This is a genomic window from Pseudoalteromonas sp. BSi20480, assembly GCF_000241365.1.
GTDB lineage: Bacteria > Pseudomonadota > Gammaproteobacteria > Enterobacterales > Alteromonadaceae > Pseudoalteromonas > Pseudoalteromonas marina.
The window spans coordinates 1-19,104 of the sequence record NZ_BADX01000013.1 but is presented as its reverse complement, the minus strand read 5'-3'; the positions used below and the strand labels follow the sequence as shown (position 1 = coordinate 19,104).

The window sequence follows — 19,104 nt, the reverse complement described above, 5'->3', positions numbered from 1 at the left end:
TCCTAAATTAATTAAAAGAGGCTTTTAATAACCTCGCATTAAGTGCTAGCCATGCCTGTTTTTGATTTTCCCAGGCGGCTTCCAGCTCGTGATATTGTGCCATTAAAGCTGAACGTTCACACTGCTTTGCCATATTATTTTTTTTAACTTCTAAAACTTGTTTTTGAAGTGAACAATAAGTCTGCAGTTTTTTCAGCAATAAATCGTATTCTTGTTGTAATAATGTAAGCCTATCTTGCGCTAAAGGCAATTTTGCAAGGCGTGTTTGCGTTTTGCTCATAAGCGTATCGGCTTTGGCTTTTTCTATGCGCTCAACAGGGGTACGCTTTAATTTACTGGCTAAACCAACAGCAGCTAAAGAGCGAATCATCCATTTAGTGGGGTCATAATGAAACCACTTAATCCCATTACGGTAATCACTTGCAAAAATATGATGGAAGTTATGGTAACCCTCGCCATAAGTAAATAACGCTAAAAAGCCATTATCGCGCGCGGTATTTTTTTCAGTGTATGGGCGCGAACCCCATATGTGAGCCACCGAGTTAATAAAAAAGGTAAAGTGCTGGCTTAATACTAAACGCAGTAAACCCGCTAAAATAAGCATACCCCACACGTCGCCCACCAATAAACCAAGTACCAATGGTAGGCCAACATTCATCGCAATAACCAGTTTTAGGTAGTGCTTGTGTTGCCACATAACGATTTTATTACGCTGTAAATCACGACAATTACTGTAATCACCGTAGCTATCGCCTTGGTAGTCACGTAACATCCAGCCAATGTGGCTGTACCAAAAGCCATTGGTTGCGGCGTAAGGGTCTTTTATTGGGTCGTCAACTTGGCCATGGTGTATACGGTGATCGCTACTCCAGTGCAGAGCGCTGTTTTGCAACGCAAACGCACCGCCAAGGGCAAAAATAAATTCAACGGCAGGATGAGCATTATACGTTTTATGTGCCCATAAACGGTGGTAACCGGCTGTGATAGATAGGCCCGCAAAAAACATACAGGCTACAAAAGCAATCCAATGTGCGCTGGTAAATCCGTAGCTAATGCCATACCAAGGAACAAGTGTGATAGCCGCTAAAAAGGTAAGGCTAAAAAATAGGACGTTTGTCCAGATAATCGGTGGTTTATTCATCATTCTCAATCTCAGCGTACAACTGTAAGCTAAAATAGTATTTCAAACTCTCGCCGTCAAGTATTAGACTGGGGAATTGAGCTATTATCACTAAATATTAATATAAAATTATTCAGGGAGTTGTTGATGTCGGGTGTTAGAGCGCAACAGAAACAAAAAACACGACAAGCCTTAATTCAGGCGGCATTTAATCAGCTAAGTGCAGATCACAGCTTTTCGAATTTAAGTTTACGCGAAGTAGCCCGCGAAGCCGGCATTGCGCCCACCTCGTTTTATCGCCATTTTAAAGACATGAACGAGCTAGGTTTAACCATGGTGGACGAAGCCGGTTTAACCCTTCGCCAGCTAATGCGCCAAGCCCGAAGACGCATAGCAAACGACGGTGGCAGTGTAATCAACACCTCGGTTGTTACGTTTATGGAATTTATAGACAGCTCAAGCAACCAATTTAGGTTATTACTGCGTGAGCGCTCTGGCACATCTAAGGCATTTAGAGCCGCAGTCGCACGCGAAATCAAACACTTTATTTTAGAGCTTGCCCACTATTTAGAAAGCGAAACCAAGTGCGACGCCATGCACGCCTACATTCAATCAGAAGCCATGGTAACACTGGTATTTAATGCCGGCGCTGAAGCATTAGATATAGAAGGCCAACAACTTGACGAACTTGTTGAGCGTGTTATTTGGCAGCTGCGTTACATAACGCGTGGTGCAACCCATTATGTAAGAGAAAAGGCTGACTAATTTAAATTATTTACATAAAACATTGTAGATTTATTGTTCTAATTTCATTATATTACGCGTTGTAACAGCAGCGCGTTACCTAGAAAGTAAAAAATAAATAACTCTCTTACAAAGAGAAAGCGAGGATGCAAATGCTCACCAAGGATCCGGTGAACTTAAATTACCCCCCATTGTTTGAACAACCACATGACGAGCTTGAAAACTCTCAGCCCGTGGTTACATTCTCTCATTTGAGCCGTGCTCAATTTTGCCAACTGCCAAAAGTACTACAGAGCAAATTACAAAGTAATTTATTTGGTGTGGTAGACAAGTATCAAGCTGCTTGCCTGCGCGACGATACACGCAGCCAATACTGGGTAAAAAATAAAGAGTGGCAAAAAGTGTCGTATTCGGCTTACAAGCTCGCAAGTACGCGTGTTGCTATTTATCCAAAACAAACTCAAGCACCCACAAAATACTCAGGCGCAATTAATAATGGCTCAATAGCATCATCGCAAGCAGCGCTACAAAGTAATAACTTTACTAATAAAGGGGTTATAGCCCCTAATACACCTGCATTTATTAATAGCCAAGCAGCGGCGAAAAATACACCACAGTATATAAACCAGCAAAGCTATAAGGCTAAAACAACAAAAAAACCTCGCCCTGCGCAGCAGTATACCCCCGCTATACGCATTTATAAGCCAGAGCTAAACAGCACAATGCTATTAAAAGCATCGCACACAGTTAGGCAAAATTTTACAACTCACGTACTTAGCGCCGCCGAAACCGTAGAGCAACTCGCACAGCAATATACCGGCTATAAAAATGCCAACTTAATTTACGATTACAACTTAGGCTATAGCGAACGCAAACCTGCAAAAGCAGGCACAAGCTTAACAGTCCCCAATGGTTGGAAACTTAATATTGAAGGCTCATGCAGTAACAGCCGCAGTGTAGTTATTCAGTGGCAAGGGCCAACTAGTGGGCAAATAACGCTACAACTAGAAAAAAAACGCCCCGACGAAGTCTCGTTTTGGCAGCACTACGCTGAAGTAAAACCGGGTATTTATAATGTTACGGTAACGGCCAGTGGCGCAACCGACACCACCACATTTACAGTTGAACAACCCACTTTAGCCTACGAAATAGAACTACTCGACGAAGCTGGCGAGCCACAAGCTAACATGGGCTACAAAATACGCCTACGCAACGGCCACATTATTACCGGGCAGCTTGACCAAAACGGCTATGCCAACGTATCAGGCCCCGACTTTGAAAACGCTAAAGTCAGCTTTTTTGAACTCGACAGCGAAGATTGGTCTGTAGGCAAAGTTTAAGGATATACAATGACCCAACAACACACCGTAGCCCAAGGTGAAACGCTATTGCGCATAGCAAAGCAATACGGCTACCAAACATCTAAAGCGCTTTACAACCACCCAAGCAATGCAGAGTTTAAAGCCCTACGCCCCGATCCAAACTTAATTTACCCGGGTGATAAAATTACGATTCCGCCAAAAAAAGAAAAGTTTATACCGCTGCGCACCAACAGCATTAATAGCTTTGTTGTACAAAACGAAAAAGAATATTTTCGCTTAAAAGTGTTTTATGAAGATGGTCGCGATATTACCGGAAAACGTATTGTACTTAACATTGGCAGTCAAACTATCGATACAGTGTTACCGACAGGCGGCTTAGTTGAAGTTGAACTAAATGAAAATGATACGCTTACTGCCCAGATCGATTTATACCTTAAAGAAGGCGAAACCACACCCAGTAAAAGTTTTACCGCACAAGTGGGGGAGTTAGACCCAGTTGATACACTTTCAGGCGTGCAAGCGCGTTGTAATTCATTAGGGTTTGACTGCGGTAAAGTTGATGGCATTAATGGCGCAAAAACTAAAGCGGGTGTCAAAGGTTTTCAGTTTGTACATGGCTTAGAAGTAGACGCCATAGCAGGAAAAAAAACTAAAGCTAAATTAAAGCAAGTATACGGATATTAATAGCAGGGAAATAAAATGAACGCAGCCACTAATAACTTAGCAATGGCGGTTAACAAAACCAACAAATTGATAGTAGGGAAGAAAGTAACGCCCATTTACCCCGTACGTTATGCTTATGCCAATTTTTTTGAAGAAACATTAAGTAACAGTGCCACTCCCGTTGAACTATACAATTTACTCTACGCAAGAACAATTAAAGAGGGTCAAGGTTATATTGTTCGTTTATTACGTAAGGGTTGGATTTACTTATGTGACGACGATGACCCGGCTTCTGACAAATTACATATTTTTAAATATGAAAAACGTAAAGATGAGAAAGGAATAGCATCAGAGCATTTTATTAAATATAAATTTAAAAATGGTATTGATGCATCGCAAGGTATTGAAATTGATACAAACAACAAGTGCGCATCATCAAGCGACGGTAGCTATGGATTTGTCTTTGCTAGCGAAGACGTTAAAAAAGTCTCAATTGTTTACACCGAGCATGAATTGGCACTTGATATTATTGACAAAATTCAAAGTGATGTAAATTTTCGCCGCGAATGTATGCAGCTAATTGACTTACAACAAGACCAAGGGCAAGACTTTATTCCGGTTACAGAGTCTAATTTATGGAAGTTAATTGAAGATTATCGGGATAGAAAAGATCGATTTTTACAAGTACAAGCCAGTGAAAAAGCTAACCAAGAAGAATTAAACTTAGAAAATTTAACTACCGAGCACTCATACGAACTTGACGCAGACCATATTTCGTTACGCATTAATCATACCTTACGCTTTTCTGAAAAATCTAAAATTGTTGCATTATTTGACCCAGTGGGACGACAAAAAGATATTGCATTGGCACATGCTCAGCTTTGCATTTTACAGCAAGCCGAGTCAGCACAAAATGTTTATCCATATACAATAGGCTCCTTCGTACAGGCACTACGAAGCAGTAAAGATGAAGAGATTAAAGAAGCCTTAGCAGAAAATATTAACTGGCAAGAGCACGGTAACTACTGGCAAGAAATGGATGAAAACCAGCAAAATTATTTAGCACGCCAGCAAGAGTTTGTTGATTTATATAAAGCATTTATGGGAGCTGCTGAACATCAAAATCAAGTAGGCAGCTTAAATACCTACTTAAAGAGTTTTTTTGCAGAGCCAGAGCAAAATGCTGAACAAGAAAATGAGCTTGTTAAATTGTGTGATGTGTGCACTGATATGTTTGCCGGAATGTTAGCATCAGAACCCGGAAACAAAGCCCTTGAAAAATTATTTATTGACGGCGCAGAACAAGCCGAAAACAATGACAATTCCTCACCAATGGCTATGTTTTGGTATCATTTTTTAAGACCCATCATCACTCAGCCGCAAAAGGGTACCGACTTTACCGCAAACACTTTACAGGTAATAGACAGGCTTATGCTCAATATAATGGCCCCTATTATTTCTAAAGTGTATTCACCCACTAAAGTCAGTATGGACTACGCAAAAAAATTATTCGGGTTAAGTGCAGGAGCAGGGCTTAACTATATTGCCAACAAAGTAGTGCCAGCCATTTTAGGGGTGTACGGTGTACAAATACTTGATAAAAAAGTAGCCCTAACCGAGCAACAACTAGAGAAACTAATAAATAAAACTATACGTGATGCAAATTTAAATCAGCATTTACGAGTTAGCAACCCACAAACTGCTGAGCGTTATGTCGGCAGTGCCGAACGTAAAATTAAGGTGGCGCAAACGGCATTTGACTGGGTAGAAGCTATAAAAGATGCAAAGTTACCAACACTCATTACCTTATCTGAAATTAAAGTTGATGCTCGTAATTACAATAACTATGCGTTTGTACACAGCCCTTACAGTAACGCCAGTAAAATAGCGATTCTTGTTGATGGAAGTTTTGCTGGGCTCAGTGCTTATTTTAATATTGCTGCAATGAACGATCTTATTCATCAGAATCGTCTTGATAGCACTAACCCACTAAAGAGTCATTCAACGTTTCAAACGGTCATGACCTGGACTAGTATTCTATCGGCTTTAACCGTTGATATTGCCACCATTGGTAGCGACACAATTAAAATGGGGCATAAGGCGGTTCAAGCTCAACCTAAATTATTGCAGCCCAAAGCCATGCAAGCATTAAAGCCACTGGCAAAAAATTTAAATAAGTCATTGGGGGTGTTTTTAGCTGGTAAAGCCACCACACGGCTTATTTTAGTAGCTAACATAGCGGGTGCGGTTAGTTCAACCATGAGTGCTATAAATGCCTTTAATGTTGGCAGTGACGAAGAAGCTTATGGGCACTTAATTACCATGGCAGGCTCTGCTGCATTAGCAACACAAGTGATATTTTTTGGCTCTAGTGCACTTTATGCTAGCGGTGTTTCAGCTGCTACAATCGGCGGCGCGCCTGTCAGTATATTATTGCTCATAGGTGGTTTAATCGCTATAGGTGCAGGTATTAGTATGACCTTTATCTTTGGTAAAAATGATTTAGAACTATTACTAGCAAACTGTTTTTGGGGGAGTGGTAGTAAATATGCGTTTTGGAGTACGGAAGATGAAAGAGCGTTTATTAATGATAGACTCAAAGATGCTTTTACTGTTCATAATGAGAAAGAAATATCAAACTTCTTCAAAGTTGAATTACAAGAATTTGAGAATATATTTAATCGTCCATCATTAACCCTTGAGCATAAAGACGATAAGTCTGACTATAACTTTACCTTACCTAATTTTAGACTAGGTATTTCACAGCTTCACTTTGAAGTAAGAGTTAATAAAAAAGTGTTGTCTGATGGCATCATTAAACCAAATACTCTCAGTAATAGCACTAGCGACTTTAGCCCATACGTAACCATACGTGAAGTTGACTTGCAACTAACCCAAAGCTTAAAACAACAGTTCAATGCCATAAAACATAACTTTGACTCGGGACTTGCACAATTTACTTTAACTCTTGAACATGAAAAGGAGGTTTTTTTATATTGGTATTACGAGCCATCACCAGGAGTTATCGTACCCAAACGCTATTTGGTTGAAAATCAATTGGTTGATGGGGCTATTATAGGTATGCTTGATGATAAGTTTATGCCTGAAACGCATTAATAAAAGAGGTTTTTATGGCTTTGATTAAACACCATTATCCAATACCTTTAGTAAATAAGTTGAAAGCACTACTTAGCTTTCAACTCACTAAAGAGGCACCGCCGCCAACACCGATAGTGTATGTAGATAAGCACCTTTGTAAGCTTAGTAATAATTCTATGAAAGCCCGTAATATGGGACTGATCCCACTATTATTAATGATTTTATTTACTGTATATTTGAATGTTGATGATTTATGTGGTTCATGGCAAGCAAGAGAAGAAACTATACAACGAAGAGTAGATTCAGATATACAGAAACATGGTGAAAACTATTTCTTATCTCCAGAAGTTCGCCCAATAGATAAGCAATCTTATGATTTATTAGATGAAGAAGGTGAATTAACCTTGAAAAGCTACTTGTATGCTCGTCACAGTAATAAACATACAGCTTATGGAAGTTATTTTTACAAAAAAGACATTTCTATTTTTAGTTTTTTACGTTATTACCATTCCACTTTTGTTGTTCTTTATTATTCGCTTTAAGCGACAAGCGCCAATGGTGTTTGATCGTGATAAACAAATTGTCTACCTCTGGTACAAAGGCAAGGTACGCGCCCAGCACTTTAAAGATTTACGGGTTTATGAAGACTTTCAAATGATGCGTATTCAGATACGTGGTTTTGATAAACACAACAACATGCAATGGGCTAATTTTATGGTGCAACCGCGCCATAACCCTTATTACAACGGCAGTGATGCGTACGAGCCGGTATTGGCGTTTATTTGTCAATTTATGGAATATGGCCGTGAGCATGTAATGCCGCAGCATGAACAATGGCAAACCGATGACAAACCCTTTGCATTTTTTGATGATGAAAAACCAAAAGACTTTGACCAGCAGCTTAATGCGATATTAACGCATTTATCAGAGAATGATACAGACATTCCGCTAGATAAAGACAACTTGCCTATTCCTCCTGTGTGAATTAGGTAAGAGCTGATGATTTTAGAGCATCTAAAGCGCTTTACAACCACCCAAGCAATGCAGAGTTTAAAGCCCTACGCCCCGATCCAAACTTAATTTACCCGGGCGATAAAATTACGATTCCGCCAAAAAAAGAAAAGTTTATGCCACTACGTGCCAGTAGCATCAACACCTTTGTCGTACAAAACGAAAAAGAATATTTTCGCCTGCAAGTATCGTACGACGACGGCGATGATATTACCGGTAAACGCGTTGTGCTTAATATCGGCAGCCAAACAATCGATACCGTATTGCAAAGTGATGGGCTTATCGAAGTAGAGCTTAATAATAACGACGCCCTTACTGGCAACGTCGATTTATATTTAAAAGCAGGCGAAACCACACCAACTAAAAGCTTTGCGGTACAAATAGGCAATCTAGATCCAATCGACACGCTTTCTGGCGTGCAGGGACGTTGTAATATGTTGGGGTTTAATTGCGGCAAGGTTGATGGCATTAATGGTGCAAAAACCAAAGCCGGTGTGAGGGAATTTCAACAAGCGCAACAACTACAGGTAGACGGCATTGCAGGGCCGGTTACTAAAAGCCGTCTTGTTTATGTTTATGGAGCCTAAGTTATGAGCCAAGCAATGCCCATGGCAGTCAATAAAGTTAACACACTAGTTATAAAAACAAATGTTGGTGCGTTACAAAAACATATCATAGTTAAAGTGATTGGTGATATAGATATAAAAGCGCAGTTGTTTAGCCAAGGTAGCGCGGTTAACTTGGAGCAACAGGGCAATCAACAATACCACTTTAAAAACCTGTCACAACAAGCGCTTTACACCTTAAAAGTAATTATAGCGGGCGAAACAGAATTAACCCTTATTAACGAACAAAGCTTTGCAGATTATTTTGACCTGTTAAAAGTTCAGTCATTCAATATTGGTGAAAAAGGCGGGCCGCAATTACTCGAACATAAAATATTACCAAAAGGCCATATTGAAATAACCTTGCTCGCAGAGCCCCCTAGCTTTGGTGTATTTTTTGATGGCACGGGAAATAACCGCCTTAACGACATACAAGATTCAACCGACGGCAAAGAACCGACTAATGTGGTTAAGTTGTTTGAGTTATATCCCTTTCAAAAATATCAATCACGCTATTATGCAGAAGGTATTGGCACTAAAGCCCACGAAAGCGATTCAACCTTAGACATGGGTTTAGCGTTTAGTTTTGATGAGCGAATTAAAAGGTCTTTACTCGAAATGGAAGCATATTTGATTCGCAATTTATTTAAAACTATTAAAGTTTGCTCTATTGATGTATTTGGTTTTAGCCGTGGTGCAGCGCAAGCGCGGGCATTTGTTAATCAAGTAAATGCGATATATAAAAATAATCCACACTATTGGGGCGGTATTAAGCCGGTTATTCGCTTTGTTGGTTTATTCGACAGCGTTGCCTCTATTGGTGGCGATGGTGATAACAACCACAGTGAGTTTTATGCCAATGATGAGCTTGATTACCCCGTTAATTTAAACCTAGCAAGTAGTAGTGCGGGGTTTGTAATGCATTTGGCGGCGTTTGATGAAAAGCGAGATAAATTTCCACTCAGTTCATTACGCACTCGTAATAAGCAGCTCCTTAAAAACCAGCAGGAAATTGAATTACCGGGTGTGCACTCAGATATTGGCGGCGGTTATGGCCCCGTAGAAACAACCATATTATACCCGTGGCAATATATTGCGGGGCAAGCCGGAGAGCCAGAGCACGATAAAGAATTAGCGCAGCTTAAAAAGTCACTTGAGCAAAAATATTATTGGCCAACAATTAATATTGAATTTAAAGCAAGTAGGCCAAGGATGAACAGAAAGCCAAAGCGAATTCGTAATGAATCAGAGTATACGGTTTATACCGGCTATAAACCGTATTGGCGGCGCAATTTAAATAATACCTTACCCCATTATAGCCTAGCGCTAATGTATGAAGCGGCGGTTAACCAAGGGGTGCCACTACAAAGCTTAACGGAACTTGCTAACCGCAAACAAGCTGACGGCCAAGCTATACCTTATGCTTTACCTAGCGAGCTTAAAATACTGGTTGATAGTGCCCGTAGCTTTGGCCCACAAAGTGATGCCTGGCAAGCTTTATATAAAGATTACATCCACCACAGTGTTAAATATTCAGCAACGATTGATGCGATTGCTCATGGCCCAGAAGAAGACGCTGAATTCACCACCAAAAACCAACAACGTGAGCTTTTTTACAATCAACCAGAACACGCTGAAGCAAGTGAGCAATGGCAATCACAATTAATAAATGGATATAGATTATGGACAAAATCTTAAAGTTACTTCTTACTAGCTTGTTTGCTGTATTACTAGACGGCTGTGCAACAACAGGTGAAATCGACTATATGGTTGTATCGGGTTCAACAGATGAAGGCAATAATATATTTGTGACTTTAATTAAGTTTGATGACAAGTGGGATGTACCCGCAGGAACTATGTCTTGTTGTCGAGCCACTGCGGGAGCTATGGTTGGTGTTTACGATCAAAAATTCCCAGAAAAAGTTGCGGTTGAATGGTTAGATAAGTCAGAAAATAGAATTTACTTTGGTGAAGTGGCAATAGATAAAAATGGTTATAAATTAGCTAAAAATTTACCTTCATACACAGCGCATACAGGTAAGGTTTTTAAAGATGTAAAACCATATTTAATAGTTGGTATGGGTGAATCAGGTGAGATAAAGGTTTGGGTTACGAATACGCCATCAGCTGGATTTACTGGCCGTGTATTACACGAACTAGGCTCAGGGCAAGCACAGTGGCGTGAGAATAAGTAACTAAGCCATTCCTCAAGAGCAGCTTGAACTTAAATGGAAATATATTATGAGTAAACTCATAAAATCACTCATCGCACTCGCTTTAACATTATTCGCCGTAGGGTGTTCGTCAACAGGAACAATTGATTACATGGTCGCAGGTGTCGGCACCGAAAATGGCAATGCAATTTGGGGGCGCTCTGTGGTATTTGATGATGAATGGGGTATTCCTTCCGGTGCAATAGAATGTTGTTACGCACAAGCTGGTGGTACTGTAAATGTTTACAATCAAAAATTCCCAGAAAAAGTCGCGGTTGAATGGTTAGATAAGTCAGAAAATAGAATTTACTACGGTGAAGTGACAATAGATAAAAATGGTTATAGGTTAGCTAAAAATTTACCTGCTTATACATGGGTAAGTACAGGAGAAGTAGAAGAAAATATTAGGCCTTATTTAATTGTTGGCATGGGGGAAAGTGGCGAGATAAAAGTATGGTTATCAAATGCACGATCTGACAGAAATAGAACAGGCCGTGTATTACACGAACTAGGCTCAGGGCAAGCACAGTGGCGTGAGAATAAGTAGTAAAGCCACTACCCTAAGCTCATGTTCTATAAAGTATTCGCAGAGGCAGCCCGTAGCTCATGACCCAGAAGAAGACGCTGAATTCACCTCTACCAAAACCAACAGCGCGAGCTTTTTTACAATCAGCCAGAACAAGCTGAAAAGAGTGAGCAATGGCAGTCACAATTAATAAATGGATATAGATTATGGACAAAATCTTAAAATTACTCACCACATTGACCTTTACATTATTTGTAATGGGTTGCTCGTCAATAGGTAAAATTGATTACATGGTCGCAGGCGGTGCGACACAAAAGGGTAATGAAATTTGGGTGCAATCAATTACTTTTGATAATAGTTGGGGTATTCCTATGGGGAGCCTTGGTTGTTGCTGGCAAAGTGCCGGTAAAACAAGTGGCGTTTACGATCAAAAATTCCCAGAAAAAGTAGCTGTTGAATGGTTAGATAAGTCAGAAAATAGAATTTACTTTGGTGAAGTGGCAATAGATAAAAATGGTTATAAATTAGCTAAAAATTTACCTGCTTATACATGGGTAAGTACAGGAGAAGTAGAAGAAAATATCAGGCCTTATTTAATTGTTGGCATGGGCGAAACTGGCGAAATAAAAGTGTGGCTATCAAATACAAGCTCAGGAATGAATAGAACAGGTCGCGTATTACACGAGCTTGGTTCAGGACAAGCCCAGTGGCGTGAGAATAACTCGTAAAGGATTTCCATCTGTAGCTTTGGATAATGGTACTACAAGCCAAGTTGCTACTTATATTACCTCGTAAATAAATGCATTTAGTAAAAGAATAGTTTTAATGACGTTTTTAAAAAATCACAGCATGCTTTGCGCCCTCAGCGTTTGTTTTAGCTTATTGCTAAGCGGGTGCTCAGAGCCCTCATCTCAAAGTTCAGCACAAGCAGAGGTTGATGTTGCTAAATATCCATGGGCTAAAGAGCATAAAAACCATCCAGAGTGGCCACTAGAAATACGCGAAGAGGTGTACGGCGATGCAGATACCTTCTCAACCCCGCGATTAATGTTTTGGAATAAATATAAATACAGTGAAGTGCGCACGCTGTGGTCATCACGGTTAGATGGCTCAGATAGGCGCCGAATTATTCCTGAGAAAATATTTACCCAAATGGAGCCTGCGGGATTGCATCCACCAGCACGCTCACCAGATAACCGTTATATTGCTATTTCGGGTTATATAAATGATAGAGCGACACGCCAGTTATACGATACTAAAGAGAAAAAGCTAATTACCGTGTCAGGCGGAGGCGGCTACCCGTGGTTTAACTGGACCTCAGACAGTAAAAATGTGATTTTTTACTCAGATGGCAAAAACTTTAACTACCATGTTCCAACAGGGGAGCTAACCCCTCGGCCGCAAATTCACCACAGTGGAGCTGCTTTTTTACTTCCGGGAGATAAAGAGTTTTTAGTCATAAAGCATGATGGCTTTTGGATACATAAGTTTAATGGTGAAGTGGTTCGCAAAGTTAACTTTGGTTTTCCACGTAAGTGGAGAATGAAAAACCATCGAATTTCGCCCGATGGCAAGTATTTAGCGTTTATGACCCACGCCAGACCGAAAGCCCACTTTCATTGGGTGAATATTGCAAACCCTGAAATAGAGCACTCAGAAAAAGGGGAGGGAAATGGCGTAATCTTTTCACTTGATGAAGATGTTACCCTTAAATTTGGCTATAATCCTAGGGATGAAGTCGATGAAAATAACAAGCCAGTTACTTATAGTATTATTACCCAAACTAATATTTTAACCGGTGAACAGCAGGTAATACGCACTAAAGAAATGAGAATGTGGGGGCTTAGAAGCATAGCGCCTATTGCTATTACCAACCAAAAAGCACAGAGCAACTAATTATGCATGACATGAGTAAAGGAAGTGCCAGCCCTGTGGTGTATCTATTAACTGGTTATATTGAAAATAATAAACGAGTTCCATGGATGTGAAAGTAGGTTCAATATGGCTCAAATCATTTCGGCTCTTCGGCCATAAAGTGAGTAATGGCACTTTTTAATCATTAAACATGTGATTACTTTATAAACTTAAATAAAAGTGACAAAACTTATCTAATCGGGGATCACTTTAAAGCCGATTTAATTATGGTGGCAAGAAGCGTGTTTGGTATTTTTAATCTTATTATTTAAGGTTTTTTGGTTTTTATTTTCTTTATGATTGTGTTTTAAAGGTGTTTTGTGGAATATTTATGCTTGCTTCGATCTCTCTGTAATGTTAAAAATAGGCCTCACTGAACACACACACAAGAAACAAGATGCAAAATATTCGTTTAATTACACTAAAACTTAATCTCTTACTGCTATGGCAAGTAAGCGGGGATTAGTGTGTTTGCATTGAGTTGAACATTAAAAACCCCGCAATTGCGGGGTTTTTTTTATCTCGCGGCTGGGATAAATTGAAATTTGGGTAACATAGGAATGAGGGGCAGTTATGCAAGACAAAGATAAAGTATGGATTTTTGATACCACTTTACGTGATGGCGAGCAGGCACTTAAGGCAAGCCTTACTGAAGATGATAAAATTCAGTTAGCGCATACTATTAGCCGTTTGAATGTTGATGTGATGGAAGTGGGTTTTCCGGTATCCAGCCCTGCTGACTTTCGCTCGGTGCAACGAATTGCAACTGAAGTAAAAGGTCCAATTATTTGTGGGTTAGCACGTTCAGTAGCAAAAGATATTGAAGCCTGTGGTGAGGCACTTCGCACAGCACAGCAAAGCCGTATTCATACTTTTATTGCCACAAGCCCTTTGCACCTTGAACATAAATTACGTATGAGCCTAGATGACGCTACGGCCATGGCGGTTAAATCAATTAAATTAGCGCGCAACTACACAGACGATGTGGAGTTTTCGTGTGAAGATGCAGGGCGCACGCCGCACTGGGATTTATGTAAAATTGTTGAGCAGGCCATTAACGCAGGTGCCTCTACTATTAATTTACCCGACACCGTTGGCTTTGTAACGCCAGATGAATACGCCGCAATGATCCGCCATTTAATGAATAATGTGCCGAACATAGATAAAGCGCGTTTAAGCGTGCATTGTCATAATGATTTAGGTTTAGCTGTTGCTAACTCGGTCGCTGCGGTACAAGCCGGTGCTCGCCAAATTGAATGTACAATAAATGGTATTGGTGAGCGTGCGGGTAACTGCTCGCTTGAAGAAGTGGCGATGATCATGAAAATGCGCAAAGACCACTTAAAAGTTCACACCGATATTAAAAGCGAAGAAATTTATCGCGCATCTCGCCAAGTGGCAAAAATTTGTAATATGCCAGTACAGCCAAATAAAGCCATTGTGGGCGAAAATGCCTTTGCACATAGCTCGGGCATTCACCAAGATGGCGTATTAAAAGCACAAAATACGTACGAAATAATGTCGCCAGAAAGCGTAGGCGTACCAAACAACCAATTAAATATGACTTCGCGTTCGGGCCGTCATGTTATTGAGCACCGCTTAGAAGAGTTAGGGTATCAAAAAGCGGATTACGATATGGACAGCCTATACGAAAGCTTTTTAGCCCTAGCTGATCAAAAAGGCACGGTGTACGACTACGACCTTGAAGCCATGATTTACTTAAATCAAATTAACGACAAAGATGAAAAATACCAGTTAGAGTTTGTTAACTCAGCGTCTAACTCGCAATCGGTAGCCAGCTCTACTATTGGTATGGTGATTGATGGCGAAGTTAAACAAGAAGCCGCAACAGGTAATGGCCCAGTAGAGGCGTCGTTTGCAGCTATTGAGCGCTTAACCTGTATGAGCGTTGAAATGATTGAATATAACTTAGAAGCGACAGGCCAAGGTGCAAGCTCATTAGGCCAAGTAAATATTATAGCTAAATACGATGGCCGCCCTTACCACGGTGCGGGCATTGCAGCGGATGTGGTAGAAGCGTCGGTACGCGCCATGATCCGTGTTTACAACTTAATTTATCGTGCACAAAAAGTGTCTGATTTAAAACAACAAAGGAAAGCAGGATGAGTAAATCAAACTACAGCGTTGCCGTATTAGCAGGCGACGGTATTGGCCCAGAAGTAATGGCAGCAGCAGAGCAAGTACTTGATGCTGTAAGCAATAAGTTTGGTTTTACTCTAAACCGCGAGCATCATGCTATTGGTGGTGCAGCCATTGATGAATTTGGTGAAGCATTACCACCAAAAACACTAAGCGCGTGTGAAAACGCCGATGCCATTTTATTTGGTTCAGTAGGTGGCCCTAAGTGGGAAAACCTTCCACCAAATGAGCAACCTGAGCGTGCATCGCTTTTACCGCTTCGTAAGCACTTTGGTTTGTTTTGTAACTTACGCCCAGCACAGCTTTTACCGGCGCTTAGCGCAGCATCGCCATTACGTGCTGATATTAGCGAAAAAGGCTTTGATATTTTATGTGTACGCGAGCTTACCGGCGGCATTTACTTTGGTGAAAAAGGGCGAGGTGGCGAAGGCGAAGAAGAGTTTGCCTTTGATACGCAAAACTACTCGCGTAAAGAAATTGAACGCATTGCCCGTTTTGCCTTTGAAGCAGCAAAATTACGTAGTAACCATGTTACCTCTGTTGATAAAGCCAACGTACTTGCATCAAGCGTATTATGGCGTGAAGTAGTCACCGAAGTAAGTAAAGACTACCCAGAAGTAAGCCTAGATTACATATACGTAGATAACGCAGCTATGCAGTTAGTTAAACAGCCTAGCCAGTTTGACGTGCTACTTTGCGATAACTTATTTGGTGATATTTTGTCAGATGAGTGTGCGATGATCACAGGCTCAATGGGCTTATTACCATCAGCAAGCTTAAACCAATCGGGCTTTGGTTTGTATGAACCAGCCGGTGGCTCCGCGCCAGATATTGCAGGTAAAGGCGTTGCAAACCCGATTGCACAAATTTTAAGTGCCGCACTTATGCTACGTTACTCATTAGGGCAAGACGAAGCAGCACGCACCATTGAAAAAGCCGTAGCCGAAGCCGTAGAAGCAGGCGTTGGCACGCCAGATATCTACCCACAAGGTGGATACAGCACAAACGATGTGGCAGCAGCCATTGTTTCACGTATTTAATACATAAATCGCAGCACCGTTATGCTGCGACTTAACAAAGTAGGGAATTAGCAAGTGGCCCAAACGTTATACGACAAAATTTGGCAAGCACACACCGTTGCCAGCATAAACGAGCAAACTGATTTACTTTATATTGACCGCCATTTAGTTCACGAGGTGACATCACCACAGGCTTTTGCAGGCTTACGTGAAAAAAACCGTACGGTGCGTTGCCCAGAAAAAACCTTTGCAACGATGGATCACAATGTATCGACTAAAAGCCGATCACTTGATGCCGCAAGCGAAGTCTCTAAAAACCAGTTAATGGCGCTAGACGCGAACTGTAAAGAGTTTGGCATTGTACTTTACGATTTAAACTCAATTAACCAAGGTATTGTGCATGTAATGGGCCCAGAGCAAGGTATTACGCTGCCTGGCACTACCATTGTATGTGGTGATAGCCATACTTCTACGCATGGTGCGTTTGGCGCATTAGCACATGGTATTGGTACCTCTGAGGTTGAGCATGTATTAGCAACGCAAACGCTACAGCAAAAAAAGGCAAAATCGTTAAAAATTCAAATTAACGGTGTGCTTCGCCCAACAGTAACCTCTAAAGATTTAATTATGGCGGTTATAGGCAAGTTAGGTACCGCTGGTGGCACAGGTTATGTTGCTGAATTTTGCGGTGAAGGCATTGAAGCACTTTCAATGGAAGCCCGTATGACGCTATGTAACATGAGCATAGAAATGGGTGCTAAAGCGGGTTTAATAGCATCTGACCAAATTACGTATGATTACTTAAAAGGTCGTCCGTTTGCACCAAAAGGCGCTGACTTTGATGCAGCAGTTGAATATTGGGAAACCTTAAAATCAGATGAAGGTGCACACTTTGATTTAGTTGTTGAGCTAAATGCCGACGATATTCAGCCGCAAATTACGTGGGGGACAAGCCCAGAGCAAGTAATTGGTGTTGATGAATGCATACCAGACCCAGACCAAGAGCCAGATTTAATTAAAGCCGACGCTATACGCAGTGCGCTTAAATACATGGACTTAAAAGCCGGCGATAAATTATCAAGCGCGAAAGTAGATACGGTCTTTATTGGCTCATGTACAAATAGCCGTATTGAAGATTTACGTGCCGCGGCAAAAATTGTTGAAGGCAAGCAAGTAGTAGCAGGCATAGAGGCATTAATTGTACCGGGTTCAGGCTTAGTTAAAAAGCAAGCCGAAGACGAAGGCTTAGCCGATATTTTTAAAGCGGCAGGTTTTGAGTGGCGCGAGCCGGGCTGTTCAATGTGTTTAGCAATGAACGACGACCGCTTAGAAGCGGGCAAACGCTGTGCATCTACGTCTAACCGTAACTTTGAAGGCCGCCAAGGCCGTGGCGGGCGTACGCACTTAGTAAGCCCAGCAATGGCAGCCGCTGCTGCAGTACATGGTCACTTTGTTGATATAAGAGGAGAAGCCTAATGAGCGTATTTTTTAGTGGCTTAATGGCCCCACTTGATAAAAACAATGTAGATACAGACCAAATTATTCCTAAGCAGTTTTTAACATCAACTAGCCGTGATGGTTTTGATGCAGCACTGTTTTACGATTGGCGTTACCTAGAAAACGGCGAACCAAATCCTGATTTTATTTTAAACCGCCCATGCTACCAAGGCGCGCAAATATTATTAACGCGTGACAACTTTGGTTGTGGCTCATCACGTGAGCATGCGCCGTGGGCGCTTAAGCAATATGGTTTTGAAGTAATTTTAGCGGAAAGCTTTGCCGATATTTTCTTTAATAACTGTGGCAACAACCAAATGCTAGCCATTGCCCTACCAGCTGATACGCTTGAGCAATTGTTTGTACTTAGTGAGCAACACGACGATATAAACATTCAAATCGATCTTGAAAATCAAACCCTAACAAGCAGTAAGTTTGCACCAATTAACTTTGATATTAGTAAAGAAGTAAAAGAGCGCTTATTGAGTGGCTTAGACTTTATTGGGGTAACCGAAACGCTAAACCCACAAATTGATGCGTTTGAAAAGCAACTCGCTGCTGAGCGTTCTTGGCAGTAATTGTTTAAAAGTAATTAAATAATAAAACGCGGCTAAGTTCGCGTTTTTTTATGAGGGAGTTTCACAGCAGATATCACTGGTTGTATGTACTCATGGCCGTCATCACACCTAAAAATTTCAATTGTTCTACCATTTATATCTAAAGCTTCATTACGAAAATAAAGGGGCTTACCACAAATTTTTTTATATAGAGGCTTTTTAAAATTGCATATTTTACTTGTTCCTCTAGACGCCTGAGCTCCTTTTTTTGTGAAATAGTTAGTTGTGATTGTTCCAATAACATAGCCACCAACAACGGTGCCAACTTGATAAAGGGTTGTTATTTCTTCTGGACTTAATGATAAGGAAGCTCCTTTATAGGGACCTCGCTTAAAGCGTCCTATACCATTTTTTATAATTATATTATTTCTACTAACACTAATTGTAACTAGGCGTTTATTACCTTCAACTCCTGTATTTTTAATATAATTATTTTGATTGTTTAATTTATTCATCCGACCTACTTTCATCCTTAAAAATTTTAGATATACATTACACTATTAATAATGGCGAGTAATCTAGTAGCCAAAGTAATGATCAGTAAAAAAGAGTTTGATCAAAGTTCCTTTAGAGCACTCATTACACGTAAAAAAG

Annotated in this window: 18 protein-coding genes; 16 read left to right on the top strand and 2 right to left on the bottom strand. The window is 40.7% G+C overall.

Annotated features, from left to right (window positions below; genetic code table 11):
- Nucleotides 1–7: 7 nt before the first annotated feature.
- The gene (locus P20480_RS16130) at nucleotides 8–1,141 is read right to left on the bottom strand and encodes an acyl-CoA desaturase (RefSeq protein ID WP_006793749.1); all 1,134 of its coding nucleotides are present in this window, start codon (nucleotides 1,139–1,141) and stop codon (nucleotides 8–10) included.
- Between the two features lie 126 nt (nucleotides 1,142–1,267).
- Here P20480_RS16130 and fabR point away from each other — a divergent pair, with 126 nt between their 5' ends.
- The 16 genes from fabR to leuD all read left to right on the top strand — a co-directional run bounded on the left by fabR (nucleotide 1,268) and on the right by leuD (nucleotide 18,471).
- The gene (gene fabR / locus P20480_RS16135; RefSeq protein WP_006793750.1) at nucleotides 1,268–1,885 is read left to right on the top strand and encodes an HTH-type transcriptional repressor FabR; all 618 of its coding nucleotides are present in this window, start codon (nucleotides 1,268–1,270) and stop codon (nucleotides 1,883–1,885) included.
- 131 nt (nucleotides 1,886–2,016) lie between these two features.
- Complete coding sequence (locus tag P20480_RS16140) at nucleotides 2,017–3,204, top strand: hypothetical protein (RefSeq protein ID WP_238530279.1); 1,188 nt, start codon at nucleotides 2,017–2,019, stop codon at nucleotides 3,202–3,204.
- A gap of 9 nt (nucleotides 3,205–3,213) precedes the next feature.
- The gene (locus P20480_RS16145; protein WP_008126746.1) at nucleotides 3,214–3,870 is read left to right on the top strand and encodes a PGRP and LysM peptidoglycan-binding domain-containing protein; all 657 of its coding nucleotides are present in this window, start codon (nucleotides 3,214–3,216) and stop codon (nucleotides 3,868–3,870) included.
- A gap of 15 nt (nucleotides 3,871–3,885) precedes the next feature.
- The gene (locus tag P20480_RS16150; protein ID WP_008126742.1) at nucleotides 3,886–6,966 is read left to right on the top strand and encodes a toxin VasX; all 3,081 of its coding nucleotides are present in this window, start codon (nucleotides 3,886–3,888) and stop codon (nucleotides 6,964–6,966) included.
- Between the two features lie 14 nt (nucleotides 6,967–6,980).
- Complete coding sequence (locus P20480_RS17510) at nucleotides 6,981–7,490, top strand: hypothetical protein (protein ID WP_033024915.1); 510 nt, start codon at nucleotides 6,981–6,983, stop codon at nucleotides 7,488–7,490.
- 13 nt (nucleotides 7,491–7,503) lie between these two features.
- On the top strand, nucleotides 7,504–7,932 hold the full coding sequence (locus P20480_RS16155) for a hypothetical protein (RefSeq protein WP_008126739.1): 429 nt from the start codon (nucleotides 7,504–7,506) through the stop codon (nucleotides 7,930–7,932).
- A gap of 143 nt (nucleotides 7,933–8,075) precedes the next feature.
- Nucleotides 8,076–8,546: a peptidoglycan-binding domain-containing protein gene (locus tag P20480_RS17505; RefSeq protein ID WP_008126737.1), complete on the top strand. Its 471-nt coding sequence runs from the start codon at nucleotides 8,076–8,078 to the stop codon at nucleotides 8,544–8,546.
- A 3-nt stretch (nucleotides 8,547–8,549) separates the two neighbouring features.
- On the top strand, nucleotides 8,550–10,262 hold the full coding sequence (locus P20480_RS16160) for a T6SS phospholipase effector Tle1-like catalytic domain-containing protein (RefSeq protein WP_008126735.1): 1,713 nt from the start codon (nucleotides 8,550–8,552) through the stop codon (nucleotides 10,260–10,262).
- Entirely contained in the window at nucleotides 10,247–10,759 is a 513-nt protein-coding gene (locus tag P20480_RS16165; protein ID WP_008126733.1) for a DUF2931 family protein, read from the top strand. Before P20480_RS16160 ends, P20480_RS16165 begins: the two co-directional genes overlap by 16 nt.
- 46 nt (nucleotides 10,760–10,805) lie before the next feature.
- On the top strand, nucleotides 10,806–11,324 hold the full coding sequence (locus tag P20480_RS16170; RefSeq protein ID WP_008126731.1) for a DUF2931 family protein: 519 nt from the start codon (nucleotides 10,806–10,808) through the stop codon (nucleotides 11,322–11,324).
- Between the two features lie 185 nt (nucleotides 11,325–11,509).
- Complete coding sequence (locus P20480_RS16175; protein WP_008126729.1) at nucleotides 11,510–12,031, top strand: DUF2931 family protein; 522 nt, start codon at nucleotides 11,510–11,512, stop codon at nucleotides 12,029–12,031.
- A 97-nt stretch (nucleotides 12,032–12,128) separates the two neighbouring features.
- Nucleotides 12,129–13,199 carry a TolB-like translocation protein gene (locus P20480_RS16180; RefSeq protein ID WP_008126727.1) on the top strand — a complete coding sequence of 357 codons (1,071 nt, stop codon included), beginning with the start codon at nucleotides 12,129–12,131 and terminating at the stop codon, nucleotides 13,197–13,199.
- A gap of 591 nt (nucleotides 13,200–13,790) precedes the next feature.
- Nucleotides 13,791–15,344, top strand: a complete 1,554-nt coding sequence (gene leuA, locus P20480_RS16185) for a 2-isopropylmalate synthase (protein WP_008126725.1) — start codon at nucleotides 13,791–13,793, stop codon at nucleotides 15,342–15,344.
- Nucleotides 15,341–16,417, top strand: coding sequence for a 3-isopropylmalate dehydrogenase (gene leuB / locus P20480_RS16190; RefSeq protein ID WP_008126724.1), 1,077 nt, complete (start codon nucleotides 15,341–15,343; stop codon nucleotides 16,415–16,417). Before leuA ends, leuB begins: the two co-directional genes overlap by 4 nt.
- Nucleotides 16,418–16,471: 54 nt before the next feature.
- Nucleotides 16,472–17,872: a 3-isopropylmalate dehydratase large subunit gene (gene leuC, locus P20480_RS16195; RefSeq protein WP_008126722.1), complete on the top strand. Its 1,401-nt coding sequence runs from the start codon at nucleotides 16,472–16,474 to the stop codon at nucleotides 17,870–17,872.
- The gene (gene leuD, locus P20480_RS16200; RefSeq protein WP_008126720.1) at nucleotides 17,872–18,471 is read left to right on the top strand and encodes a 3-isopropylmalate dehydratase small subunit; all 600 of its coding nucleotides are present in this window, start codon (nucleotides 17,872–17,874) and stop codon (nucleotides 18,469–18,471) included. The genes leuC and leuD overlap by 1 nt, the downstream gene beginning before the upstream one ends.
- Nucleotides 18,472–18,503: 32 nt before the next feature.
- On the opposite strand, the gene P20480_RS16205 is transcribed toward leuD, so the two are convergent.
- Nucleotides 18,504–18,965: a hypothetical protein gene (locus P20480_RS16205; RefSeq protein WP_008126718.1), complete on the bottom strand. Its 462-nt coding sequence runs from the start codon at nucleotides 18,963–18,965 to the stop codon at nucleotides 18,504–18,506.
- Nucleotides 18,966–19,104: the final 139 nt, after the last annotated feature.

What these genes read in the sequence shown, in the direction of transcription:
- P20480_RS16130 (WP_006793749.1), bottom strand. Translation starts at nt 1,141, where the DNA reads ATGAATAAACCACCGATTATCTGGACAAACGTCCTATTTTTTAGCCTT.
- fabR (WP_006793750.1), top strand. Translation starts at nt 1,268, where the DNA reads ATGTCGGGTGTTAGAGCGCAACAGAAACAAAAAACACGACAAGCCTTA.
- P20480_RS16140 (WP_238530279.1), top strand. Translation starts at nt 2,017, where the DNA reads ATGCTCACCAAGGATCCGGTGAACTTAAATTACCCCCCATTGTTTGAA.
- P20480_RS16145 (WP_008126746.1), top strand. Translation starts at nt 3,214, where the DNA reads ATGACCCAACAACACACCGTAGCCCAAGGTGAAACGCTATTGCGCATA.
- P20480_RS16150 (WP_008126742.1), top strand. Translation starts at nt 3,886, where the DNA reads ATGAACGCAGCCACTAATAACTTAGCAATGGCGGTTAACAAAACCAAC.
- P20480_RS17510 (WP_033024915.1), top strand. Translation starts at nt 6,981, where the DNA reads ATGGCTTTGATTAAACACCATTATCCAATACCTTTAGTAAATAAGTTG.
- P20480_RS16155 (WP_008126739.1), top strand. Translation starts at nt 7,504, where the DNA reads ATGGTGTTTGATCGTGATAAACAAATTGTCTACCTCTGGTACAAAGGC.
- P20480_RS17505 (WP_008126737.1), top strand. Translation starts at nt 8,076, where the DNA reads ATGCCACTACGTGCCAGTAGCATCAACACCTTTGTCGTACAAAACGAA.
- P20480_RS16160 (WP_008126735.1), top strand. Translation starts at nt 8,550, where the DNA reads ATGAGCCAAGCAATGCCCATGGCAGTCAATAAAGTTAACACACTAGTT.
- P20480_RS16165 (WP_008126733.1), top strand. Translation starts at nt 10,247, where the DNA reads ATGGACAAAATCTTAAAGTTACTTCTTACTAGCTTGTTTGCTGTATTA.
- P20480_RS16170 (WP_008126731.1), top strand. Translation starts at nt 10,806, where the DNA reads ATGAGTAAACTCATAAAATCACTCATCGCACTCGCTTTAACATTATTC.
- P20480_RS16175 (WP_008126729.1), top strand. Translation starts at nt 11,510, where the DNA reads ATGGACAAAATCTTAAAATTACTCACCACATTGACCTTTACATTATTT.
- P20480_RS16180 (WP_008126727.1), top strand. Translation starts at nt 12,129, where the DNA reads ATGACGTTTTTAAAAAATCACAGCATGCTTTGCGCCCTCAGCGTTTGT.
- leuA (WP_008126725.1), top strand. Translation starts at nt 13,791, where the DNA reads ATGCAAGACAAAGATAAAGTATGGATTTTTGATACCACTTTACGTGAT.
- leuB (WP_008126724.1), top strand. Translation starts at nt 15,341, where the DNA reads ATGAGTAAATCAAACTACAGCGTTGCCGTATTAGCAGGCGACGGTATT.
- leuD (WP_008126720.1), top strand. Translation starts at nt 17,872, where the DNA reads ATGAGCGTATTTTTTAGTGGCTTAATGGCCCCACTTGATAAAAACAAT.
- P20480_RS16205 (WP_008126718.1), bottom strand. Translation starts at nt 18,965, where the DNA reads ATGAATAAATTAAACAATCAAAATAATTATATTAAAAATACAGGAGTT.